General features: G+C 58.3%; 16 protein-coding genes and 1 tRNA gene. 10 read left to right on the top strand and 7 right to left on the bottom strand.

The window, feature by feature from the left end; all coding sequences use genetic code 11:
• Positions 1-53: 53 nt before the first annotated feature.
• From IEX53_RS16555 to IEX53_RS16535, 5 genes are all read left to right on the top strand, one after another.
• The gene (locus IEX53_RS16555) at positions 54-1565 is read left to right on the top strand and encodes a sugar ABC transporter ATP-binding protein (protein WP_188825294.1); all 1512 of its coding nucleotides are present in this window, start codon (positions 54-56) and stop codon (positions 1563-1565) included.
• Complete coding sequence (locus IEX53_RS16550) at positions 1562-2518, top strand: ABC transporter permease (RefSeq protein ID WP_188825293.1); 957 nt, start codon at positions 1562-1564, stop codon at positions 2516-2518. The genes IEX53_RS16555 and IEX53_RS16550 overlap by 4 nt, the downstream gene beginning before the upstream one ends.
• Before the next feature lie 18 nt (positions 2519-2536).
• On the top strand, positions 2537-3490 hold the full coding sequence (locus IEX53_RS16545; protein WP_188825292.1) for a tagatose kinase: 954 nt from the start codon (positions 2537-2539) through the stop codon (positions 3488-3490).
• Positions 3487-4764 carry a D-tagatose-bisphosphate aldolase, class II, non-catalytic subunit gene (locus IEX53_RS16540; protein WP_188825291.1) on the top strand — a complete coding sequence of 426 codons (1278 nt, stop codon included), beginning with the start codon at positions 3487-3489 and terminating at the stop codon, positions 4762-4764. Before IEX53_RS16545 ends, IEX53_RS16540 begins: the two co-directional genes overlap by 4 nt.
• A gap of 102 nt (positions 4765-4866) precedes the next feature.
• Positions 4867-5886, top strand: coding sequence for a LacI family DNA-binding transcriptional regulator (locus IEX53_RS16535; RefSeq protein ID WP_188825380.1), 1020 nt, complete (start codon positions 4867-4869; stop codon positions 5884-5886).
• A 14-nt stretch (positions 5887-5900) separates the two neighbouring features.
• On the opposite strand, the gene IEX53_RS16530 is transcribed toward IEX53_RS16535, so the two are convergent.
• From IEX53_RS16530 to IEX53_RS16520, 3 genes are all read right to left on the bottom strand, one after another.
• The gene (locus tag IEX53_RS16530; protein ID WP_188825290.1) at positions 5901-6764 is read right to left on the bottom strand and encodes a DNA adenine methylase; all 864 of its coding nucleotides are present in this window, start codon (positions 6762-6764) and stop codon (positions 5901-5903) included.
• 15 nt (positions 6765-6779) lie between these two features.
• On the bottom strand, positions 6780-8234 hold the full coding sequence (locus tag IEX53_RS16525) for a hypothetical protein (RefSeq protein ID WP_188825289.1): 1455 nt from the start codon (positions 8232-8234) through the stop codon (positions 6780-6782).
• A gap of 195 nt (positions 8235-8429) precedes the next feature.
• Positions 8430-8506, bottom strand: a tRNA-Met gene (locus IEX53_RS16520).
• Between the two features lie 186 nt (positions 8507-8692).
• On the opposite strand from IEX53_RS16520, the gene IEX53_RS16515 reads away from it, so the two are divergent.
• The 3 genes from IEX53_RS16515 (at position 8693) to IEX53_RS16505 (ending at position 11451) form a co-directional block, all read left to right on the top strand.
• Positions 8693-9697: a Gfo/Idh/MocA family protein gene (locus IEX53_RS16515; protein ID WP_188825288.1), complete on the top strand. Its 1005-nt coding sequence runs from the start codon at positions 8693-8695 to the stop codon at positions 9695-9697.
• A gap of 212 nt (positions 9698-9909) precedes the next feature.
• Positions 9910-11031, top strand: a complete 1122-nt coding sequence (locus IEX53_RS16510; RefSeq protein ID WP_188825287.1) for a DegT/DnrJ/EryC1/StrS family aminotransferase — start codon at positions 9910-9912, stop codon at positions 11029-11031.
• 24 nt (positions 11032-11055) lie between these two features.
• A complete protein-coding gene (locus tag IEX53_RS16505) occupies positions 11056-11451 on the top strand; it encodes a DUF930 domain-containing protein (protein ID WP_188825286.1) in 396 nt (131 codons plus the stop codon).
• Positions 11452-11691: 240 nt separating this feature from the next.
• Here the strand turns inward: IEX53_RS16505 and IEX53_RS16500 are convergent, their stop codons facing one another.
• Together IEX53_RS16500 and IEX53_RS16495 are read right to left on the bottom strand one after the other, a co-directional pair.
• Positions 11692-12603 carry a coiled-coil domain-containing protein gene (locus IEX53_RS16500; protein ID WP_188825285.1) on the bottom strand — a complete coding sequence of 304 codons (912 nt, stop codon included), beginning with the start codon at positions 12601-12603 and terminating at the stop codon, positions 11692-11694.
• A gap of 108 nt (positions 12604-12711) precedes the next feature.
• On the bottom strand, positions 12712-13296 hold the full coding sequence (locus IEX53_RS16495; RefSeq protein WP_188825284.1) for a DUF1134 domain-containing protein: 585 nt from the start codon (positions 13294-13296) through the stop codon (positions 12712-12714).
• 262 nt (positions 13297-13558) lie between these two features.
• Here IEX53_RS16495 and chpT point away from each other — a divergent pair, with 262 nt between their 5' ends.
• A complete protein-coding gene (chpT, locus tag IEX53_RS16490) occupies positions 13559-14188 on the top strand; it encodes a histidine phosphotransferase ChpT (protein ID WP_188825283.1) in 630 nt (209 codons plus the stop codon).
• 45 nt (positions 14189-14233) lie between these two features.
• Here the strand turns inward: chpT and IEX53_RS16485 are convergent, their stop codons facing one another.
• Together IEX53_RS16485 and IEX53_RS16480 are read right to left on the bottom strand one after the other, a co-directional pair.
• Positions 14234-14536: a hypothetical protein gene (locus IEX53_RS16485; protein WP_236016237.1), complete on the bottom strand. Its 303-nt coding sequence runs from the start codon at positions 14534-14536 to the stop codon at positions 14234-14236.
• Positions 14537-14644: 108 nt separating this feature from the next.
• Positions 14645-14911, bottom strand: coding sequence for a type II toxin-antitoxin system prevent-host-death family antitoxin (locus IEX53_RS16480; RefSeq protein WP_188825282.1), 267 nt, complete (start codon positions 14909-14911; stop codon positions 14645-14647).
• Positions 14912-15087: 176 nt separating this feature from the next.
• On the opposite strand from IEX53_RS16480, the gene IEX53_RS16475 reads away from it, so the two are divergent.
• A complete protein-coding gene (locus tag IEX53_RS16475) occupies positions 15088-15456 on the top strand; it encodes a response regulator (protein WP_188825281.1) in 369 nt (122 codons plus the stop codon).
• The last annotated feature ends 193 nt before the right edge of the window (positions 15457-15649 follow it).

The following is a 15649-nucleotide window of genomic DNA, read 5'->3' as shown; positions in this document are numbered from 1 at the left end:
AAGCGAGCCTCGAAGGGCGAGGGTGAAGGGTCACCGGCCCAAAGGATAAATCCATGGCTTCTTCCGGTAACGATATCATCCTGGATATTCGCGACGTCACCAAAACCTTCGGGCAGGTGACGGCGCTGAAATCCATGCAGTTGCAGGTCCGGCGCGGGCGGGTTCATACGATCCTCGGCGAGAACGGCGCGGGCAAATCGACGCTGATGAAGATCCTGGCCGGGGTCTATCAGCCAACCGCGGGCAGCATCGTGCTCGACGGCACGCCCTATGCGCCCGCCGACCCGCAGGCGGCGGCGCGAGCGGGGCTGACCATCGTCTTTCAGGAACTGAGCCTCTGCAACAATCTGACGGTTGCCGAAAACATCCTGGCGACACGCGAACCGGCGACGGCGGGTTTCATCAACGACCGGGCGCTTGTGGCCCAGGCTGCCGCGCTTGTCGATGAGCTTGGCCTGCCCGTCGATGTGACCGAAAAGGTCGGCAATCTCTCCATCGCCCAGCGGCAATTGGTGGAAATCGCCAAGGGGCTCAGTATCGAGGCGAAGGTGGTGATCCTCGACGAGCCGACCTCCTCCCTGAGCGACAGCGAGGCGGAAATCCTTTTCGGCATCGTCGAGAGGCTGAAGCGCAAGGGCGTCGCGGTCATCTACATCTCGCATCGCATGGAGGAGATCATGCGGCTCAGCGACGACATCACCGTTATGCGTGACGGAAGCTATATCGCCACCCGCGAAAAGCAGGACGCGACCATCGAGGAGCTAATCGCGCTGATGGTCGGGCGCGACATGAACGAGATTTATCCAGCACGCGACGTGGCCGTGCCGACGGGTACGCCGGTTCTGGAGGTAAATGGTCTTTCGCGGGAAGGCGAGTTCGACAAGGTTTCGTTCGAGGTGCGGGCAGGGGAGATCCTCGGCTTTTTCGGCCTTGTCGGCTCTGGACGCTCGGAGGTGATGAACACGCTGTTCGGCATCAAGCGGGCCTCGTCGGGCACCGTCGCCATCGACGGCAGCACCGTCTCGATTGCCTCTCCCGCGCAGGCGATTGGACGGGGCATCGCCTTTGTTACCGAAAACCGCAAGGAGGAGGGGCTGGTGCTGAGCCACAGCGTCTCCTCCAATATCTCCATGGTGGGGTTGAAGGCTTTCTCCAATCTCTTCGGCTTTCTTCGCCGGAGCAAAGAGCGCGAGGCGGCCAATGGCGAGGTCAAGCGGCTTGCGATCAAGACCGCCTCGCTGGAAACACCCGCCGGGGCGCTTTCGGGCGGCAACCAGCAGAAGATCGTGCTGGCGAAATGGCTGCTGACGCGCCCGAAAATCCTTGTTCTCGACGAGCCGACGCGCGGCGTCGATGTCGGCGCGAAATTCGAAATCTACAAGATCATTCGCCAACTGGCCGCGGAAGGCACGGCGATCCTGCTCATCTCCTCCGAATTGCCGGAGGTGATCGGCATGAGCGACCGCATCGCCGTCATGCATGAGGGGCGGCTCAGTACCACCCTTTCGGGCAGCGACCGCACGCCGGAAAAGATCATGACTTTTGCAACGGGTTCCGCATCATGAGCAACATTTCCAACGCCACGATGATGAGGGCGGCGAAGCAATATGGCGGCATTCTGCTGTCGCTCATCGTGCTCATCGTCATCTTCTCAGTGGTCAATCCCCGCTTCATGTCGGTGGCGAATTTCCTCAACGTGCTGCAGCAGGTGTCGGTCATCGCCATCGCCGCCTTCGGCATGACATGGGTGATCCTGCTGGGCGAGATAGACCTTTCCATCGGCTCGATCATCGCGGTGGCGGGCATGGTGGGGGCGCAGTGCTTCGTCTTTGGGCTCGGCTTCGTGCCGGCCATCGCGCTGACGCTCCTTACCGGGGCGATTCTCGGCTTCATCAACGGTACGCTGACGGCCAAGCTGATGCTGCCGTCCTTCATCGTGACGGTTGCGACGATGGGCATTTATCGCGGGCTCGTCAGCCTGCCGACCAATGGCGCGCCGGAAATGATTACCGATTCGAGCTGGACGGCCATCGGCACGAACAGTTTCCTCGGCATACCGATAATCATCTGGATCGTCGCGGCGCTGTTCATCGTCAACCACATCCTGCTGAGCAAGACCACCTTCGGGCGGCGGGCCTATCTCACCGGCGGCAACCGCGAGGCGGCGCTCTATTCCGGCATCAAGGTGGACCGGCTGAAGATCATCATCTTCATGATCTCGGGCGTCATGGCGGCGGTCAGCGGCATCCTGCTTTCCGCACGTCTCTTCTCGGCGCAGACCAATGCCGGGGTGAGCTATGAGCTCGACGCCATCGCTGCGGCGGTGCTGGGCGGCACCAGCCTTGCCGGCGGCGTCGGCACCATGGTCGGCACGCTGATTGGCGCGCTCATCATCGGCGTCATGAACAACGGCATGAACATGCTCTCCGTGCCCTATTTCTACCAGCTGATCGTCAAGGGCCTCGTGATCCTCGTCGCCGTCTATCTCGATGTGCGCGCGAAGCGGGCAAAGCAATAATCAAAGCAGGCAATACACATGTCAAAAATTCTCACCATCGGCGAGGTTCTGGTGGAGATCGTCGCGACCAAGCGCGGCAATGGCTTTCGCGAGGCAGTGCCGCTGATCGGCCCGTTCCCGTCAGGCGCGCCGGCCATCTTCATCGACCAGGTGGGCAAGCTCGGGCAGGATTGCGCCATCATCTCGCGCGTCGGCGACGATGATTTCGGCCATGTCAATCTCGACCGGCTGAAGGCGGATGACGTCGATATCTCAGGCATCGAAGTGGTGCCGCAGGGGACGACGGGCAGCGCCTTCGTGCGCTATCGCGAGGACGGCAGCCGCGCCTTCGTCTTCAATATCCGCCACAGCGCCTGCGGCAGGATCAAGCTGACGCCGCAGACGCTGGACCTCATAGACGGCTGCACGCATCTGCATGTGATGGGAAGCGCGCTTTATTCGCGCAGCCTCATCAAGAGCATTTTGACGGCGGTGGAGCGCATCAAGGCGCGCGGCGGAACCGTTTCGTTCGATCCGAACATCCGTCCCGAAATCCTCGACAGCCCAGGCATGCGCGAGGCGCTGAAGGCTGTACTTTCCAAGACCGATCTTTTCCTGCCGAGCGGGCCGGAGCTTTTTCTCTTCGCCGAAGCGCAGACGGAGGACGAGGCGGCGGCCGAACTGCTCGCCACGGGCATCCGCGCCATCGTGGTCAAGCGCGGCGCCGAGGGCGCAACCTATTTTGACGCCGCGACACGGCTCACCGTGCCGGGCTTCATCGTCGAGGAAGTGGACCCGACCGGCGCGGGCGATTGCTTCGGCGCGACCTTCGTCACCTTCTGGCTGGCGGGGGCGGAGCCGCGCGAGGCGCTGACCTATGCCAATGCATCGGGCGCGCGGGCAGTGACCAGGGCCGGCCCCATGGAAGGCGCGTCGACCCGCGCTGAACTCGATGTCTTGATCACATCGCAAATGAAGGAATTGACGGCATGAGCACGAACCATCTTTCCGATATCGCCAGTTGGCGCTCGCGGCAGAGCGGGATTCGCGGCATTCCATCGATCTGCTCGGCCCATCCCATGGTGATCGAGGCGGCGATGCGCCATGCGCTCAAGCGCGGCGCGCATCTGCTCGTCGAGGCGACCTGCAATCAGGTCAATCAGGATGGCGGCTATACCGGCATGACGCCGCTGGATTTCCGCCGCTTCGTGGAAGAGATTGCGGCGCGCACCGGCTTTCCGATGGAAAAGCTGATCCTCGGCGGCGACCATCTCGGCCCCAATCCGTGGAAGCATCTGCCGCCCGGCGAGGCGATGGCGAAGGCGCGGGTGATGATCCGCGCCTATGCGGAAGCAGGATTCACCAAGCTGCATCTCGACACCAGCATGGGCTGCGCGGGTGAACCCGTTGCGCTTCCCGATGCGGTTACGGCGGAGCGCGCGGCAAGCCTTGCGGCGGTGGCGGAGGCAGCCGTACCCGTCGGTACGGTAAAGCCCGTCTATATCGTTGGCACGGAGGTTCCGATCCCCGGCGGCGCGATGGAAGAGCTGGACGTTCTGGAAGTCACCAGGCCGGAAGCGGCTCTGGAGACGGTGACTGTCCATCGCGAGGCATTCGCTGCGGCCGGGGCGGCGGATGCCTTCTCGCGTGTCGTCGGCGTGGTGGTGCAGCCGGGCGTGGAGTTCGGCAATCACAATATCATCGCCTATGAGCCGGCGAAGGCGAAGGCTTTGAGCGCCGCGCTCGAGCGGCTTCCCGGCCTCGTCTTCGAGGCGCATTCCACCGATTACCAGACGCGCGAGGCTTTGCGCAGCCTTGTCAATGACGGGTTCGCCATTCTCAAAGTCGGGCCGGGGCTTACCTTCTCGCTGCGCGAGGCGTTTTACGGGCTCGACCGGATTGCCGAATTCCTCTTTCCCGGCAAGCGAAAGGAAACGCTGCAAGCGACCATGGAGCGGGTCCTGACGGTGGAACCGAAGAACTGGGAGAAATATTACCACGGGTCGCCCGACGAGCAGCACCTGCAACGCCATTTCAGTTACAGCGACCGCATCCGCTATTACTGGCCGCAGCCGCAGGTGACGGCCGCAGTGGACGAATTGTTCACGCTGCTGGACGGTTTGACGATCCCTGAGACGCTTATCAGCCAGGACCTCGCGGGCCTGTATCCGGCGGTACGGCAGGGCAGGGCGATCCCCACCGCGGCAGGGCTTGCGCTCGCGGCGGTGGACAAGGTGCTGGAGGATTATTTCGAGGCTTGCGGTTAAGCGATAGGACTAGCACTAGCGAGCCATTCGCTATTTACCATCCGCTCTAGACCGACTCAGGGGCAAGGGATTCGGAGTGTGACCCACAAACCGATCAGGACGATGGAGGATTTTTCCGAGTATGTCGGGCTGTCGCGCCCGACCGTCTCGAAATACTTCAACGACCCCAGTTCGGTGCGCCGCAAGACGCGCGAGCTGATCGAGGCGGCGATCAAGGATTCGGGGTTCCGCCCGAATATCTTCGCGGTCAACCTCAACCGCCGCCGCACCAACATTCTGGGCGTCATCGTCCCCAATTCCACCGACCCGTTCTACATGGCGCTGACGCGGCGGGTGGAGCTCATCGCCAATGAGGCTGGATTTCTCGCCTTCGTGCTCTCCTCGGACGGCAATCCGCTGATCGAGGAGCGGGCGATCGAGACGTTCAAGTCGATGAATGTCGCGGGCGCCATCATCGCGCCGCTGGGCGCGCAGTCGCATCACGAGAAGCTTCTCTCGCTCGGCGCATCGATCCCGCTCATCTATGTCGACTCGCCGCTCAACGAGACGTCGCCCTTCGTCGGCACCAACAATCGCCAGAGCTTTCATCTCATCGTCGATTATCTCTGCCGCTCCGGCGAGCCGCCCTGCTATCTCGGCATGCCGCCGGTCAACACCAACGCCACAACGCGCGAGCTGGCCTATATCGAGGCGATGCAGCAGCTGAAGATGGAGCCGGTGGTGCTGCCGACGGACAAGGCGGATACATGGGATTTCGAGAAGTTCGGCTATGACGAAATGCTGAAGCTTCTGAAAAACGGGTCGAAACTTCCGACGAAAACGGTGCTCTGCGCCAATGACCGCGTGGCGTTCGGCGCGATTTCCGCCGCTTATCATGCTGGGCTGAAGGTCGGACGCGAGGCCGATTGCGACCTGCGTATCGCCGGGCATGACGACCATCCGCTCTCGCGCTACGCCTGCCCGCCAATCACCACCGTGGCGCAGAATTACAACGAGATCGGCCGGCTGGCCATGGCGCTGCTCCTGCACAAACTGGGCGAAACCTCCCCCGCAACCGCCCCTCTGCCGCCGGGCGAGCGCATCCTGCTCAATGCGGAGATCATGCTGCGGGAGTCGGCGTAACGGTCATCACATACTCAAGCAGAAATTTTCAACGGGTTCTCAATAACCGGAACGGATATATCATCACTAAAAACAATTACCTCTGACCCATTATAAACTTTTCGAACACTATATCCAATTTCATATATTTTTTGTCGCCGTTCGCGATATATTTCCCGAATCTGGGCTACATTATCGTAGGATACAATCCATGGCCGTTGCACTTTTTCTTGGATGAATTTACCCAACGCTGCGTGGTCATCTGCTTTATAGTGATTTTCGTAAAGTCGATCCCCTTTCATGTAATACGGCGGATCAAAATATATCAAAGATTTTTTAGGGATGATATCCTGTATCCTCTCTATCAAAGCACAGGCATCTAAATTATATAAGCTAATTTTCGTGTTAAATGACGTAATACGTTCAATGCGCTCAACCAATTCCTTCTTATTATATCGCGCATCAATCTTCCACTTCCCAGTCTGATTCTTTCCGCCAATTATTCCGGCGTTAATGACACCGGACCTATTGGTGCGGTTTAGAAAAAACATGGCATATCCGACGTCTATCGAGGAATTATCGTTGGGATTTCTTAAGATAAGTTTCTGTTTATTCCACTCCTCAACGCTTATTTCTGTGTCCCATACTTTTCTGCAAAACTCATCAGTGTTGTTGAGTACAGAATGCCAAAAAGCATATACAGCGGTATTTAGGTCGTTGATATGCACCCGGGATGCATTGCCCGTGAAGAGAAGTGCCAACGCTACCCCTGCACCGCCTGCGTATGGTTCGACGTAATGTCCATCATTTAAATTATTTTGATTGAAAATCGCCTGTACATATTCAGCGAGCTTCCCTTTTCCACCGGGGTAGCGGAGTGGTGAAAATCTGTTGAGCATAGCATGAATCTCCTGCTATTTTTTCCAAAGTAATTCCATGAAGTGCTGAATATTGTCCCACTCAGTTTTTAATGTCTCTGAGTCGGGGCTTACGTGTGCATTATGTACATAGGCATTCAACGTTTCTGTGCTAATTGGATGACTCGCTTTGCTAATTATATCACGTACAGGTTTGAGCTGTTTGTTCGTGAGAATGTTATTAGCCTGCATATGATCAATGACAGCCTGGATTTTTGATACAAGTTTGTCATTTTTCGGTTTGATTATAGGATTATTTATTATGTAGGTTTCGACGCCAAATTCAACAAACACCCGAAACATAGCTCCAACGCAATGACGAAAGGCCTTTATGTCAAGTTTTTTTAACTCATCGCATATATTTACGACCTTTTGAGGTGAAAGGCCGGGTGCGTTAAAAGTTTTTGGAATAAGACTGTTTCGTTTGTTGGTTGGCTGAACTTTAGAAGTTTTACTGCTTCCCCCTGAGCTAGCAGCACTGGTGTTACTGCTATTGCTGGCTTCTGTGCCGTCATTTGTGCTGCCTACATCGTCTGCTTCCGCGCTTGGCAAATTGTTCGCTGCCGCGCTACCGTCATAGGGCGTAGCCTGCCCTTCACTGGAATTTGGAAGGGAAAATTCCGCGATTATTTCTTTTATGAAGTCTTGACGTTGCTGTGTAGTGTTTATATTTTTATCTACGGTGAATTTTTCTCCCTTATATTCGCCGTCGATGATTATTTCCACCACGCGTTGCCAGATTTTGAGTATCCACGCTTTCCCGTTGGTGCTATTTATACAATCCCGTCCGATGATCTGCAGTAACCTTCTAACGTTTGCATCGTCAGTGAGTCTGGCTAGGTTGGTGATGTTGATTTCATCGTCATCAATGACTTCACGCATCTTTTGCGGCAAAGAATCAGAGGCGGCAACGAAATCCAGAACGCGCAATTCTTGGGGGGCGGTACCAGTCACATACGCAAGTGCCCGCAGTTTGCTTATCGAATTCCATTGAATTACGCTCGCGCCGTCGTTACCGTAACCGTGACGCATAAGAATATAAGCTAGGCAATCCTTTTTATTTCCAAAAACGGCGCACTCAATTCTTGTAGGTATCTTCGTCTTATATTGTTCTTTAATTTTCTTTATTTCCCCCATCAGGGGCGTATTTTTAGCTAAGGTAGGTGTGCGCAGCATTTTAAGCGAGGAAATACGCCGATTACCTTCCGCGACGATGAATTTTCCTGGCTTTGCAGGGTCTGGGAATACACATGGTGTTTCCAAATCTAAGAAACCATTTTGAGCTATGCTTGTTATTATGCCCTTAATTTTATTGGCATTTCTGTTGATTAGAGCTGCTAATGCTTCGGTTTGATCGGAAACCGTTCCGGTCCGGAAATTCTCCAAATCGAGCTGAAGATTCGCAACTGCTACTTTTTGCTTTTTATAGTTTCCGATCGACGGAATAGCCATTCGCCCCTCCTAGTCTATGGTAGGTCACTATGCTGCTACCAGACTTCTGCAACCCCAAAACGTGCTTTGGCTGACTAATGACTGATTCAATCCTTAAAGGCAAACTACATGCTTATTGGTTGCCAATTGCTATTTTTGAAATCGCAATTGGGAGCAACTCATCTTAAATAATTCAAAAAAATCCAAAGGTTTATATGGTAGCGGAGGAGGGATTCGAACCCCCGACACAAGGATTATGATTCCTCTGCTCTAACCTACTGAGCTACTCCGCCCCGGAGCCCGCATCATGCTTGCTTCCCGTATGGAAGCTTGCCAGCGATGCGTCCGTTCTTGTCAGGAACGGCGCGGGTATAAGGTGGGGAGTGAGGGGCTGTCAAGCGTTCTTGAACGTCTAATAGACTTGTTTTCCGTCTTTTGCACCGATAAGGGGAGGAGCAAAATCGAAGGCGTTGAAATTAATGGCACCCCGCATTGCAGTATTGGGTTGCGGCTATTGGGGCAGCAACCATATCCGTACCTTGAAATCCCTCGGCGCGCTCCATGCCGTATCCGACCAGAACAGTGACCGGGCTTCCGGCTTTGCCGCTGAGCATGGCGTTCTCCATATTCCGGTCGAGGAGCTGTTCACCCATAAGGATGTGGATGCCATCGTGCTGGCGCTGCCGCCGCAGTTTCACGCCGAAAACGCCATCCGCGCCGTGACCAATGGGAAGGACGTGCTCGTCGAGAAGCCAATCGCGCTCACGGTCGCCGACGCCGAGGCGGCGGTCAAGGCCGCGCGCGATAATGGCCGCGTCTTCATGGTCGGCCATGTGCTGCGCTTCCATCCCGCCTTCGAGAAGCTTCTTCAGCTGGTGCAGTCGGGCGAGCTGGGCGAGGTGCGCTATATCCATTCGCACCGTATCGGGCTTGGCAAGTTCCACACCGAGAACGACGCGCTGTGGGATCTTGCGCCGCACGATCTCTCGATGATCCTGGCGCTGACCGGCTGCGAGCCCATCGAGGTGCGGGGCGAGGGGGCGGCGGTGCTCGACCATCTCAGCGACTTCGCGCATGTGCATATGAAATTTCCGGGGGATCTGCGCGGCCATCTCTTCGCCTCGCGGCTCAATCCCTATCGCGAACGCCGGTTGACGGTGGTGGGCACCAAGGCGATGGCCGTGTTCGACGATGTCGAGCCATGGGAGCGCAAGCTTGCCGTCTATCGCCATGCCGTCTGGCAGGATAACGGGCAGTGGGCCTTCACCGCCGAGGAGCCGACCTATATTCCGGTCGGGGAGGGGATGCCGCTCACGCGCGAGTGCCAGCATTTCATCGATTGCATCGAGACTCGCGCCAAGCCTCGCACCGATGGCGAGGAGGCGATCAGCGTGCTGCGGATCTTGACCGCCGGCACTGTGCATCACGGCAAGCGGGGCGAGGTTGAGCCATATCAACACAGGGATGTGATCGGCGGGCGATGACAATGCTCTCAAGCGTTGTTAAAAGCCCAAGCAATCTTTGAATATTGGCTGGTGGCAACCGCCTGAGCGAGACGTTAGACAAATCCCACAGGATTCGCGCGCGGGTGGCGGCGGATCAATTCTTTAGCCGCATGATCCTATTCCCGAAAGCCTGCCGCGTTTGCCAAAGCTGACCTTCGGTTCGGGATCATGCTAGTCGTCATGGAGCAGACATGCAATTCATCGATCTGGCGGCGCAGCGCGAGCGCATCGGAGAGCGGCTGAACCAGGCCATCGCCAAAGTGGTGGCCGATGGGCGCTATATTCTCGGCCCGGAAGTGGGCGAATTTGAAAAGAAGCTGGCGGATTATGTCGGCGTCGAGCATGTGATTGCCTGCGCCAACGGGACCGACGCGCTGCTGATGCCGCTGATGGCGCGCGGCATCGGGCGGGGCGATGCGGTGTTCTGCCCGAGCTTCACCTTCGCGGCGACCGCCGAGGTGGTGGCGCTCGTGGGCGCGGAGCCGGTCTTTGTCGATGTCGACCCCGACAGCTACAACATGAATGTGGCGCAGCTCGAGGCGGCCATCGCTGAGATCCGCCGGGAAGGGCGTTTGCAGCCCAAGGCGATCATCCCCGTCGACCTTTTCGGTCTTGCCGCTGAATATAACGCCACTATGGCGGTGGCGGAGCGTGAGGGGCTGTTCGTCATCGAGGACGCGGCGCAGTCCATCGGCGGCAAGCGCGACAATGCGATGTGCGGCGCGTTCGGACATGTCGCGGCGACGAGCTTTTACCCCGCCAAGCCGCTCGGCTGCTATGGCGATGGCGGCGCGATGTTCACTAATGACGCCGAACTGGCGGAGACGCTGCGCTCGGTGCTGTTTCACGGCAAGGGCGAGACGCAATACGACAATGTGCGCATCGGCCTCAACTCCCGCCTCGACACGATCCAGGCGGCGATCCTGATCGAAAAGCTCGCCATTCTCGAAGACGAGATGGAAGCCCGGCAGGCGGTGGCGAAGCGCTACGCGGAGGGCTTGAAGGATGTGGTGAAGGTGCCGCATACGCCTTCGGGCTATCGCTCGGCCTGGGCGCAATATTCGATCGAGAGCGACGACCGCGACGGCCTCAAGGCGCATCTGACGGCGGCGGGCATTCCCTCGGTCGTCTATTATGTGAAGCCCTTGCATCTCCAGACGGCCTACAAGCATTACCCTGTGGCTCCGGGCGGCTTGCCGGTGTCCGAGGCGCTGCCGGACCGTATTCTGAGCCTGCCGATGCATCCGTACTTGAGCGAGGCTGACCAGGGTCGTATCATCGACGCTATCCGGGAGTTCCACGGAAAGAAATAGATTCGGAAAATAGGGAGGCTATCGATGCTCAGACCGGCTGTTCTTGTTCTTGCCGCTGCGGGGCTCGCCGGCCCCTCCCTCGCCGCCGACAACAACGCCGCCATCCAGAGGCAGATAGCCAAGCTCGACCCGCAGACCCGGATGGAGCAGCGGTGCAACGGCAAGGCCATGGGCAGTATTTCGCGGGAGAAAAAGGGCATGGCGCCGGACGAACTCGTCGCCTATGCCTTTGCCGATACGGTCAAGAGCGAACACGCGATGAAAGCCCCCGGCGCCGCCTTCCGCAGCAAGGGCAAGTGGTACCATTTGTCCTATACGTGTCATACAACCGACGACAATCTGTCGATCATCTCGTTTGATTATAAGGTGGGCGCGGTCGTGCCTCGCAGCGAGTGGAGCGGGCATTACCTGGTGCCGTGACGAAGTTTTTTGTTCGGCGAGTGTGGAAATGGGAAACGTTGGCGGGACAGCGCCCCCCTCTGTCCTGCCGGACATCTCCCCCGCAAGGGGGGAGATTGACCTTCATCGATACAGGCATTTTATTTTGAAACGTCCGCGATTGGCGAAGGCGGAGATGACAGCGTAGTCTCCCCCTTGCGGGGGAGATGCCCGGCAGGGCAGAGGGGGCGCTGTCCCGCCGTTTCCGACAAGGGAACCGGTCTAGTCCCCCTTCTTCTGCCTTATCCGCTTTGCAAGGCTGTCCTTGCCACCCCCATCCTTCGCTTCGTCCAAAGCCTGATAGACCGGGGAAGCAGGGCCTTCGCGTTCTGCCGTCACGGCCACCACTTCCGCCGCCAGGTCGCGGATTTGCTCGCGCAGGTCGGCTTCCATTTTCACTGCGGCTGCTGAGGGCTTGGCTCCGCCTTTTTTCAGCGCCGCCAGTTCGCCTTCGCGCCGCTCCAGCTTTTCCTTGGCGTCCGTGAGGTCGGAGAGCAGGCGCGCCAGGCGCTTTTCCAGCGCGGCGTTGCGCTTGCGCTCGCTGTTGAGCTCCGCCTTGGCCGCTTTCGCCTCGGCGGACAATTCGCGCTGCGCTGCCTCCTTGTTGCGACGGTCGTGGCGCATGTCGTCCAGTTCTCCCATCAGCTTGTCCAGTTCGGTCTCGCGCACGGCCAACTCGATGCGCAGCGTGTCGGAGAGATTTGAGAGCTCGTGGTGAGCCGATTGCAGGGCCTGCAATTCGCCTTTCACCTGTCCGAGGCTCTGTTCCGCCGTCGCCAGCGCACTTGCGGTCTCTTCCCATTCGTTCTGGCGGCTGCGCAACTCGCGCACCTCGCGCTCCACTTGGGAAAGCTGCCGCAGCTTCTCATAATTGACGCCGAAGGCGAGCTTCTGCTCGTTATATTTTTCCTGGAGCTCCCTGAGCCGCATTTCGAGCTTGCGCACCGTCATGGCGTGTTCGGCCCGGAGCGCGTCCTTGTCGGCCGCGATCTCATTGAGCGTCAGCGGCACCTCGGACTCGATGCGCCGCCTCGTCAGCACCTCCGCCCGCCGCCATATGGATGGAGCGACGAGCGCCACGAGAAACGCGGCGCTCAGGAAGCCGAGAATGAAGAAAAGAACAGACTCGATCACTTCCGGGGTCCAGGATGCTGCCGGTTTTCAGGAATTGCGGACAGAATGACACAGCTGGGAGCGGTAATCCAGCGTTGCCGCCCATCCAATGCCAATGAGTCCGAGGTTTTAAAACGGGTTCCAGGTCGGGGTCGGTGTCAGCTTGAGGTAGCCGATATTGACGCCGAGGCGCGCACCGACGCCCGTGCGGACCGGGACGAGCAGCATATTGCCGCGTTTCAGCACGTTGAAGCCGACGCCGGCGATGACATAGGCCGAGCCGGAAACGCCGGCATAGCGGCCATACATGTTCTGCACATCGTCGAGATTATAGACGAGCATCATCACGCGCGAGCCCTGCCCGCCGAAGTCCCAGCCGATGGAGGGGCCTTGCCAGAAGGTCTTATGGTCGCCGGCATTCTTGGTGTAGAGCATGCCCTCGCCATAGGTGAGGCCGCCGATGAGCGCGCCTGAGCCCTCTTCGCCGAGGATATAGCCATTGGGCAGGCCATAGCTCTGGAATATCTTCTCGATGGCCGAGGCAAGGCCGCCCGAGGTCGAGCCGAAGAAGCGATGGCCGGAATCGACGATCTCCTGCATTGTGAAGGTGTCATTCGCGCGGGCCTGCGGCGCAAGCGCGAGCATCGCCATCAGCAATGCGACGAAGATGCCTGCCAAGCGCAGGCGGGACGGGGACAGGGATAGAGAGGCCATTCAATGTTCCTTCTGGCTGCTCGCTTCTCTGTCTGATGCTCCTGGAGGGCATGCGCGGATCTGACGTCCGCTTCGGCCCGAATCATCGCTATCAAACGACGATATGCTTTCGAAAGTCCTTACGTTTCGATCTTGGCGTTTCGATGACTGGTTTGGTGCGTTGGCCGCTTTCCTTGCCGTCGCTGCAAGCGCTGTGTATCCAAAAGACGATCATCCCGGGTGATTCGGCCCGGAGCAATCCATGCTGTCCGGAGATATGTGCATGTCCCTGCCATTCCAGCTTTCCGCCGCCGATCTTGCCGCGCTTCTGTGCAGCCGCATCTGCCACGACATTATTTCGCCGGTAGGCGCCATCAACAATGGCCTTGAGCTGCTGGAAGAAGGCGGCGCGGACGAGGATGCGATGAACCTGATCAAGGCGAGCGCGCGCAACGCCTCGGCCCGCCTGCAATTCGCCCGCATCGCCTTTGGCGCCGCCGGGTCCGCCGGGGTGCAGATCGATACGGGCGACGCGCAGAATGTCGCGACCGAATATATGAAGGGCGAGAAGGCGGAATTCTCGTGGGAAGGCAACCGCGTGCTGCTTCCGAAGAACAAGGTGAAGCTGCTGCTCAACATGATCCTGATCGGCAATGGCGCGATTCCGCGCGGCGGCTCGCTGACGGCGGCGATCGAAAATCCGGAAACCGACCTGCGCTTCGTCATCACGGCCAAGGGCCCGATGCTGCGCGTGCCGCCGAAATTCCTGGAACTGCATAGCGGCAAGGAACCGGAGGAGCCCGTCGACGCCCATTCCGTGCAGCCCTATTACACGCTGCTTCTGGCGCAGGAGTCGGGGATGACCATCTCCATCCACGCGACGGCGGAGGAGATTGTGTTTACGGCGGCTTGATGAACGTTCGTGGGGCTCTGATTTTTGCAGCGTCCCACGGCTATCCTATCGTGTCCTGTCGATCTTGGCGGTTCCCGCAGCGAGGAAGGGAGCAAAGGCTTTGCGCACTTCCTCCAGGAACATGCCGCTGAATTTGCCCTGCGGCTTTTGGCGGGCATCGAAGTGGAACGACCGTTCGAGGATATCGTAATTGCACTCGCTGACGGTGATCCACCCGTGCTCATAGTCCGTCAGCTTCGCCCTGCGCAACTCGAGCGCCGGGATTTCAAGGGCGGTCTGCCCATCACGCAGCGGCTTCGATGAGATCGGCAACAGCAGCATATGCGTCAGGCCCTTTTCATCGCGCAACGTGAGGATGAGACAAACCGGGCGGCTTTCTCGCCGTGCTCGCGCTCCAATTCATCTTGCCAGCGCCAAAGATAGGGATAGCGGACAATGTCCCCCTTGCCGAACCGCTCAGTCATTCTTGGATGCTTGGTAGTCGGCGGAGTCCTGCTCTAGCTGCGCCTGGAACATATCCGCCAGATCCTGGGGCATTTCGCCCGGACCAAAGGCACGGCGAGGGGCTTGCGCGCTTCTCATACGCTCGTAGAGATCGACCGGCATAACCACCACGGAAGCGCGGCCATGCTTGGTAAGCACAATCGGCTCCCGCATGGCCTCATCATGATACCGTCCGAAATGCCGGACGAACTCAACTGAAGAAATAGTCTTGTCGCTCATGGCTTCGCATCTGTCCTGTTTTCTGGAAAATACAGAATATACAGAAATTGGGTAGAAAGCAAGGTTGCCCATCTTTGGGCGCCAACACAGGTAGCTAAAACTTTACCTTCCCGCTTTCAGCTTTTTTCACGGGCATTGGCTAGGTTCCCTCGCAACAAACAGAGGGGACGAAAACAATGGCGCGCTGCCTGATCGTGGACGATTCACCGGTCATAAGAAAAGTTGCCAGGCGGATACTCTCCGATAGCGCGTTTGCAATCGCTGAAGCGGCGAGCGGTTCGCAGGCTATCGAGCAATGCATGGCGGAAATGCCCGATGTCATCCTGCTCGACAGTGACCTGCCGGACCTGCCGACGCCAGATATCATCGGCGCGATAAGAGGCCTGCCCGGGGGGAGGGAGGCACGGATCGTGCTCTGCCTCAATGAGGTGGATGTGACGAAGATCATGCGCGCCAAGCGCGCCGGGGCTTCCGGCTATATGCTGAAGCCATTCGACCGGCCCTATCTGATGGCGCAGTTCGCTTGTTATTTCGAGGCGGCCTAGAGTTTGTCGGAACCAGCTTGAAACAGCGCCCCCTCTCAGCCGTCATTCTCGGGCTTGTCCCGAGAATCTACCGTGGCTTAATCTGTCAGGACGGTAATTGCTTATCTTTTTCTTATGGCAGATCCTCGGGACAAGCCCACTACTGTCCGGTTTAGCCCAAGGCAAAGTCGAAGGCGGTCTGCCTTTGATCTTG

Source organism: Paramesorhizobium endophyticum (genome assembly GCF_014640615.1).
GTDB classification, from domain to species: domain Bacteria; phylum Pseudomonadota; class Alphaproteobacteria; order Rhizobiales; family Rhizobiaceae; genus Paramesorhizobium; species Paramesorhizobium endophyticum.
This window is presented reverse-complemented; position numbering and strand designations above follow the sequence as displayed.

Bases quoted from the DNA above. Each gene is read 5' to 3' on its own strand.
- IEX53_RS16555 (WP_188825294.1), top strand. From the start codon at position 54: ATGGCTTCTTCCGGTAACGATATCATCCTGGATATTCGCGACGTCACC.
- IEX53_RS16550 (WP_188825293.1), top strand. From the start codon at position 1,562: ATGAGCAACATTTCCAACGCCACGATGATGAGGGCGGCGAAGCAATAT.
- IEX53_RS16545 (WP_188825292.1), top strand. From the start codon at position 2,537: ATGTCAAAAATTCTCACCATCGGCGAGGTTCTGGTGGAGATCGTCGCG.
- IEX53_RS16540 (WP_188825291.1), top strand. From the start codon at position 3,487: ATGAGCACGAACCATCTTTCCGATATCGCCAGTTGGCGCTCGCGGCAG.
- IEX53_RS16535 (WP_188825380.1), top strand. From the start codon at position 4,867: ATGGAGGATTTTTCCGAGTATGTCGGGCTGTCGCGCCCGACCGTCTCG.
- IEX53_RS16530 (WP_188825290.1), bottom strand. From the start codon at position 6,764: ATGCTCAACAGATTTTCACCACTCCGCTACCCCGGTGGAAAAGGGAAG.
- IEX53_RS16525 (WP_188825289.1), bottom strand. From the start codon at position 8,234: ATGGCTATTCCGTCGATCGGAAACTATAAAAAGCAAAAAGTAGCAGTT.
- IEX53_RS16515 (WP_188825288.1), top strand. From the start codon at position 8,693: ATGGCACCCCGCATTGCAGTATTGGGTTGCGGCTATTGGGGCAGCAAC.
- IEX53_RS16510 (WP_188825287.1), top strand. From the start codon at position 9,910: ATGCAATTCATCGATCTGGCGGCGCAGCGCGAGCGCATCGGAGAGCGG.
- IEX53_RS16505 (WP_188825286.1), top strand. From the start codon at position 11,056: ATGCTCAGACCGGCTGTTCTTGTTCTTGCCGCTGCGGGGCTCGCCGGC.
- IEX53_RS16495 (WP_188825284.1), bottom strand. From the start codon at position 13,296: ATGGCCTCTCTATCCCTGTCCCCGTCCCGCCTGCGCTTGGCAGGCATC.
- chpT (WP_188825283.1), top strand. From the start codon at position 13,559: ATGTCCCTGCCATTCCAGCTTTCCGCCGCCGATCTTGCCGCGCTTCTG.
- IEX53_RS16480 (WP_188825282.1), bottom strand. From the start codon at position 14,911: ATGAGCGACAAGACTATTTCTTCAGTTGAGTTCGTCCGGCATTTCGGA.
- IEX53_RS16475 (WP_188825281.1), top strand. From the start codon at position 15,088: ATGGCGCGCTGCCTGATCGTGGACGATTCACCGGTCATAAGAAAAGTT.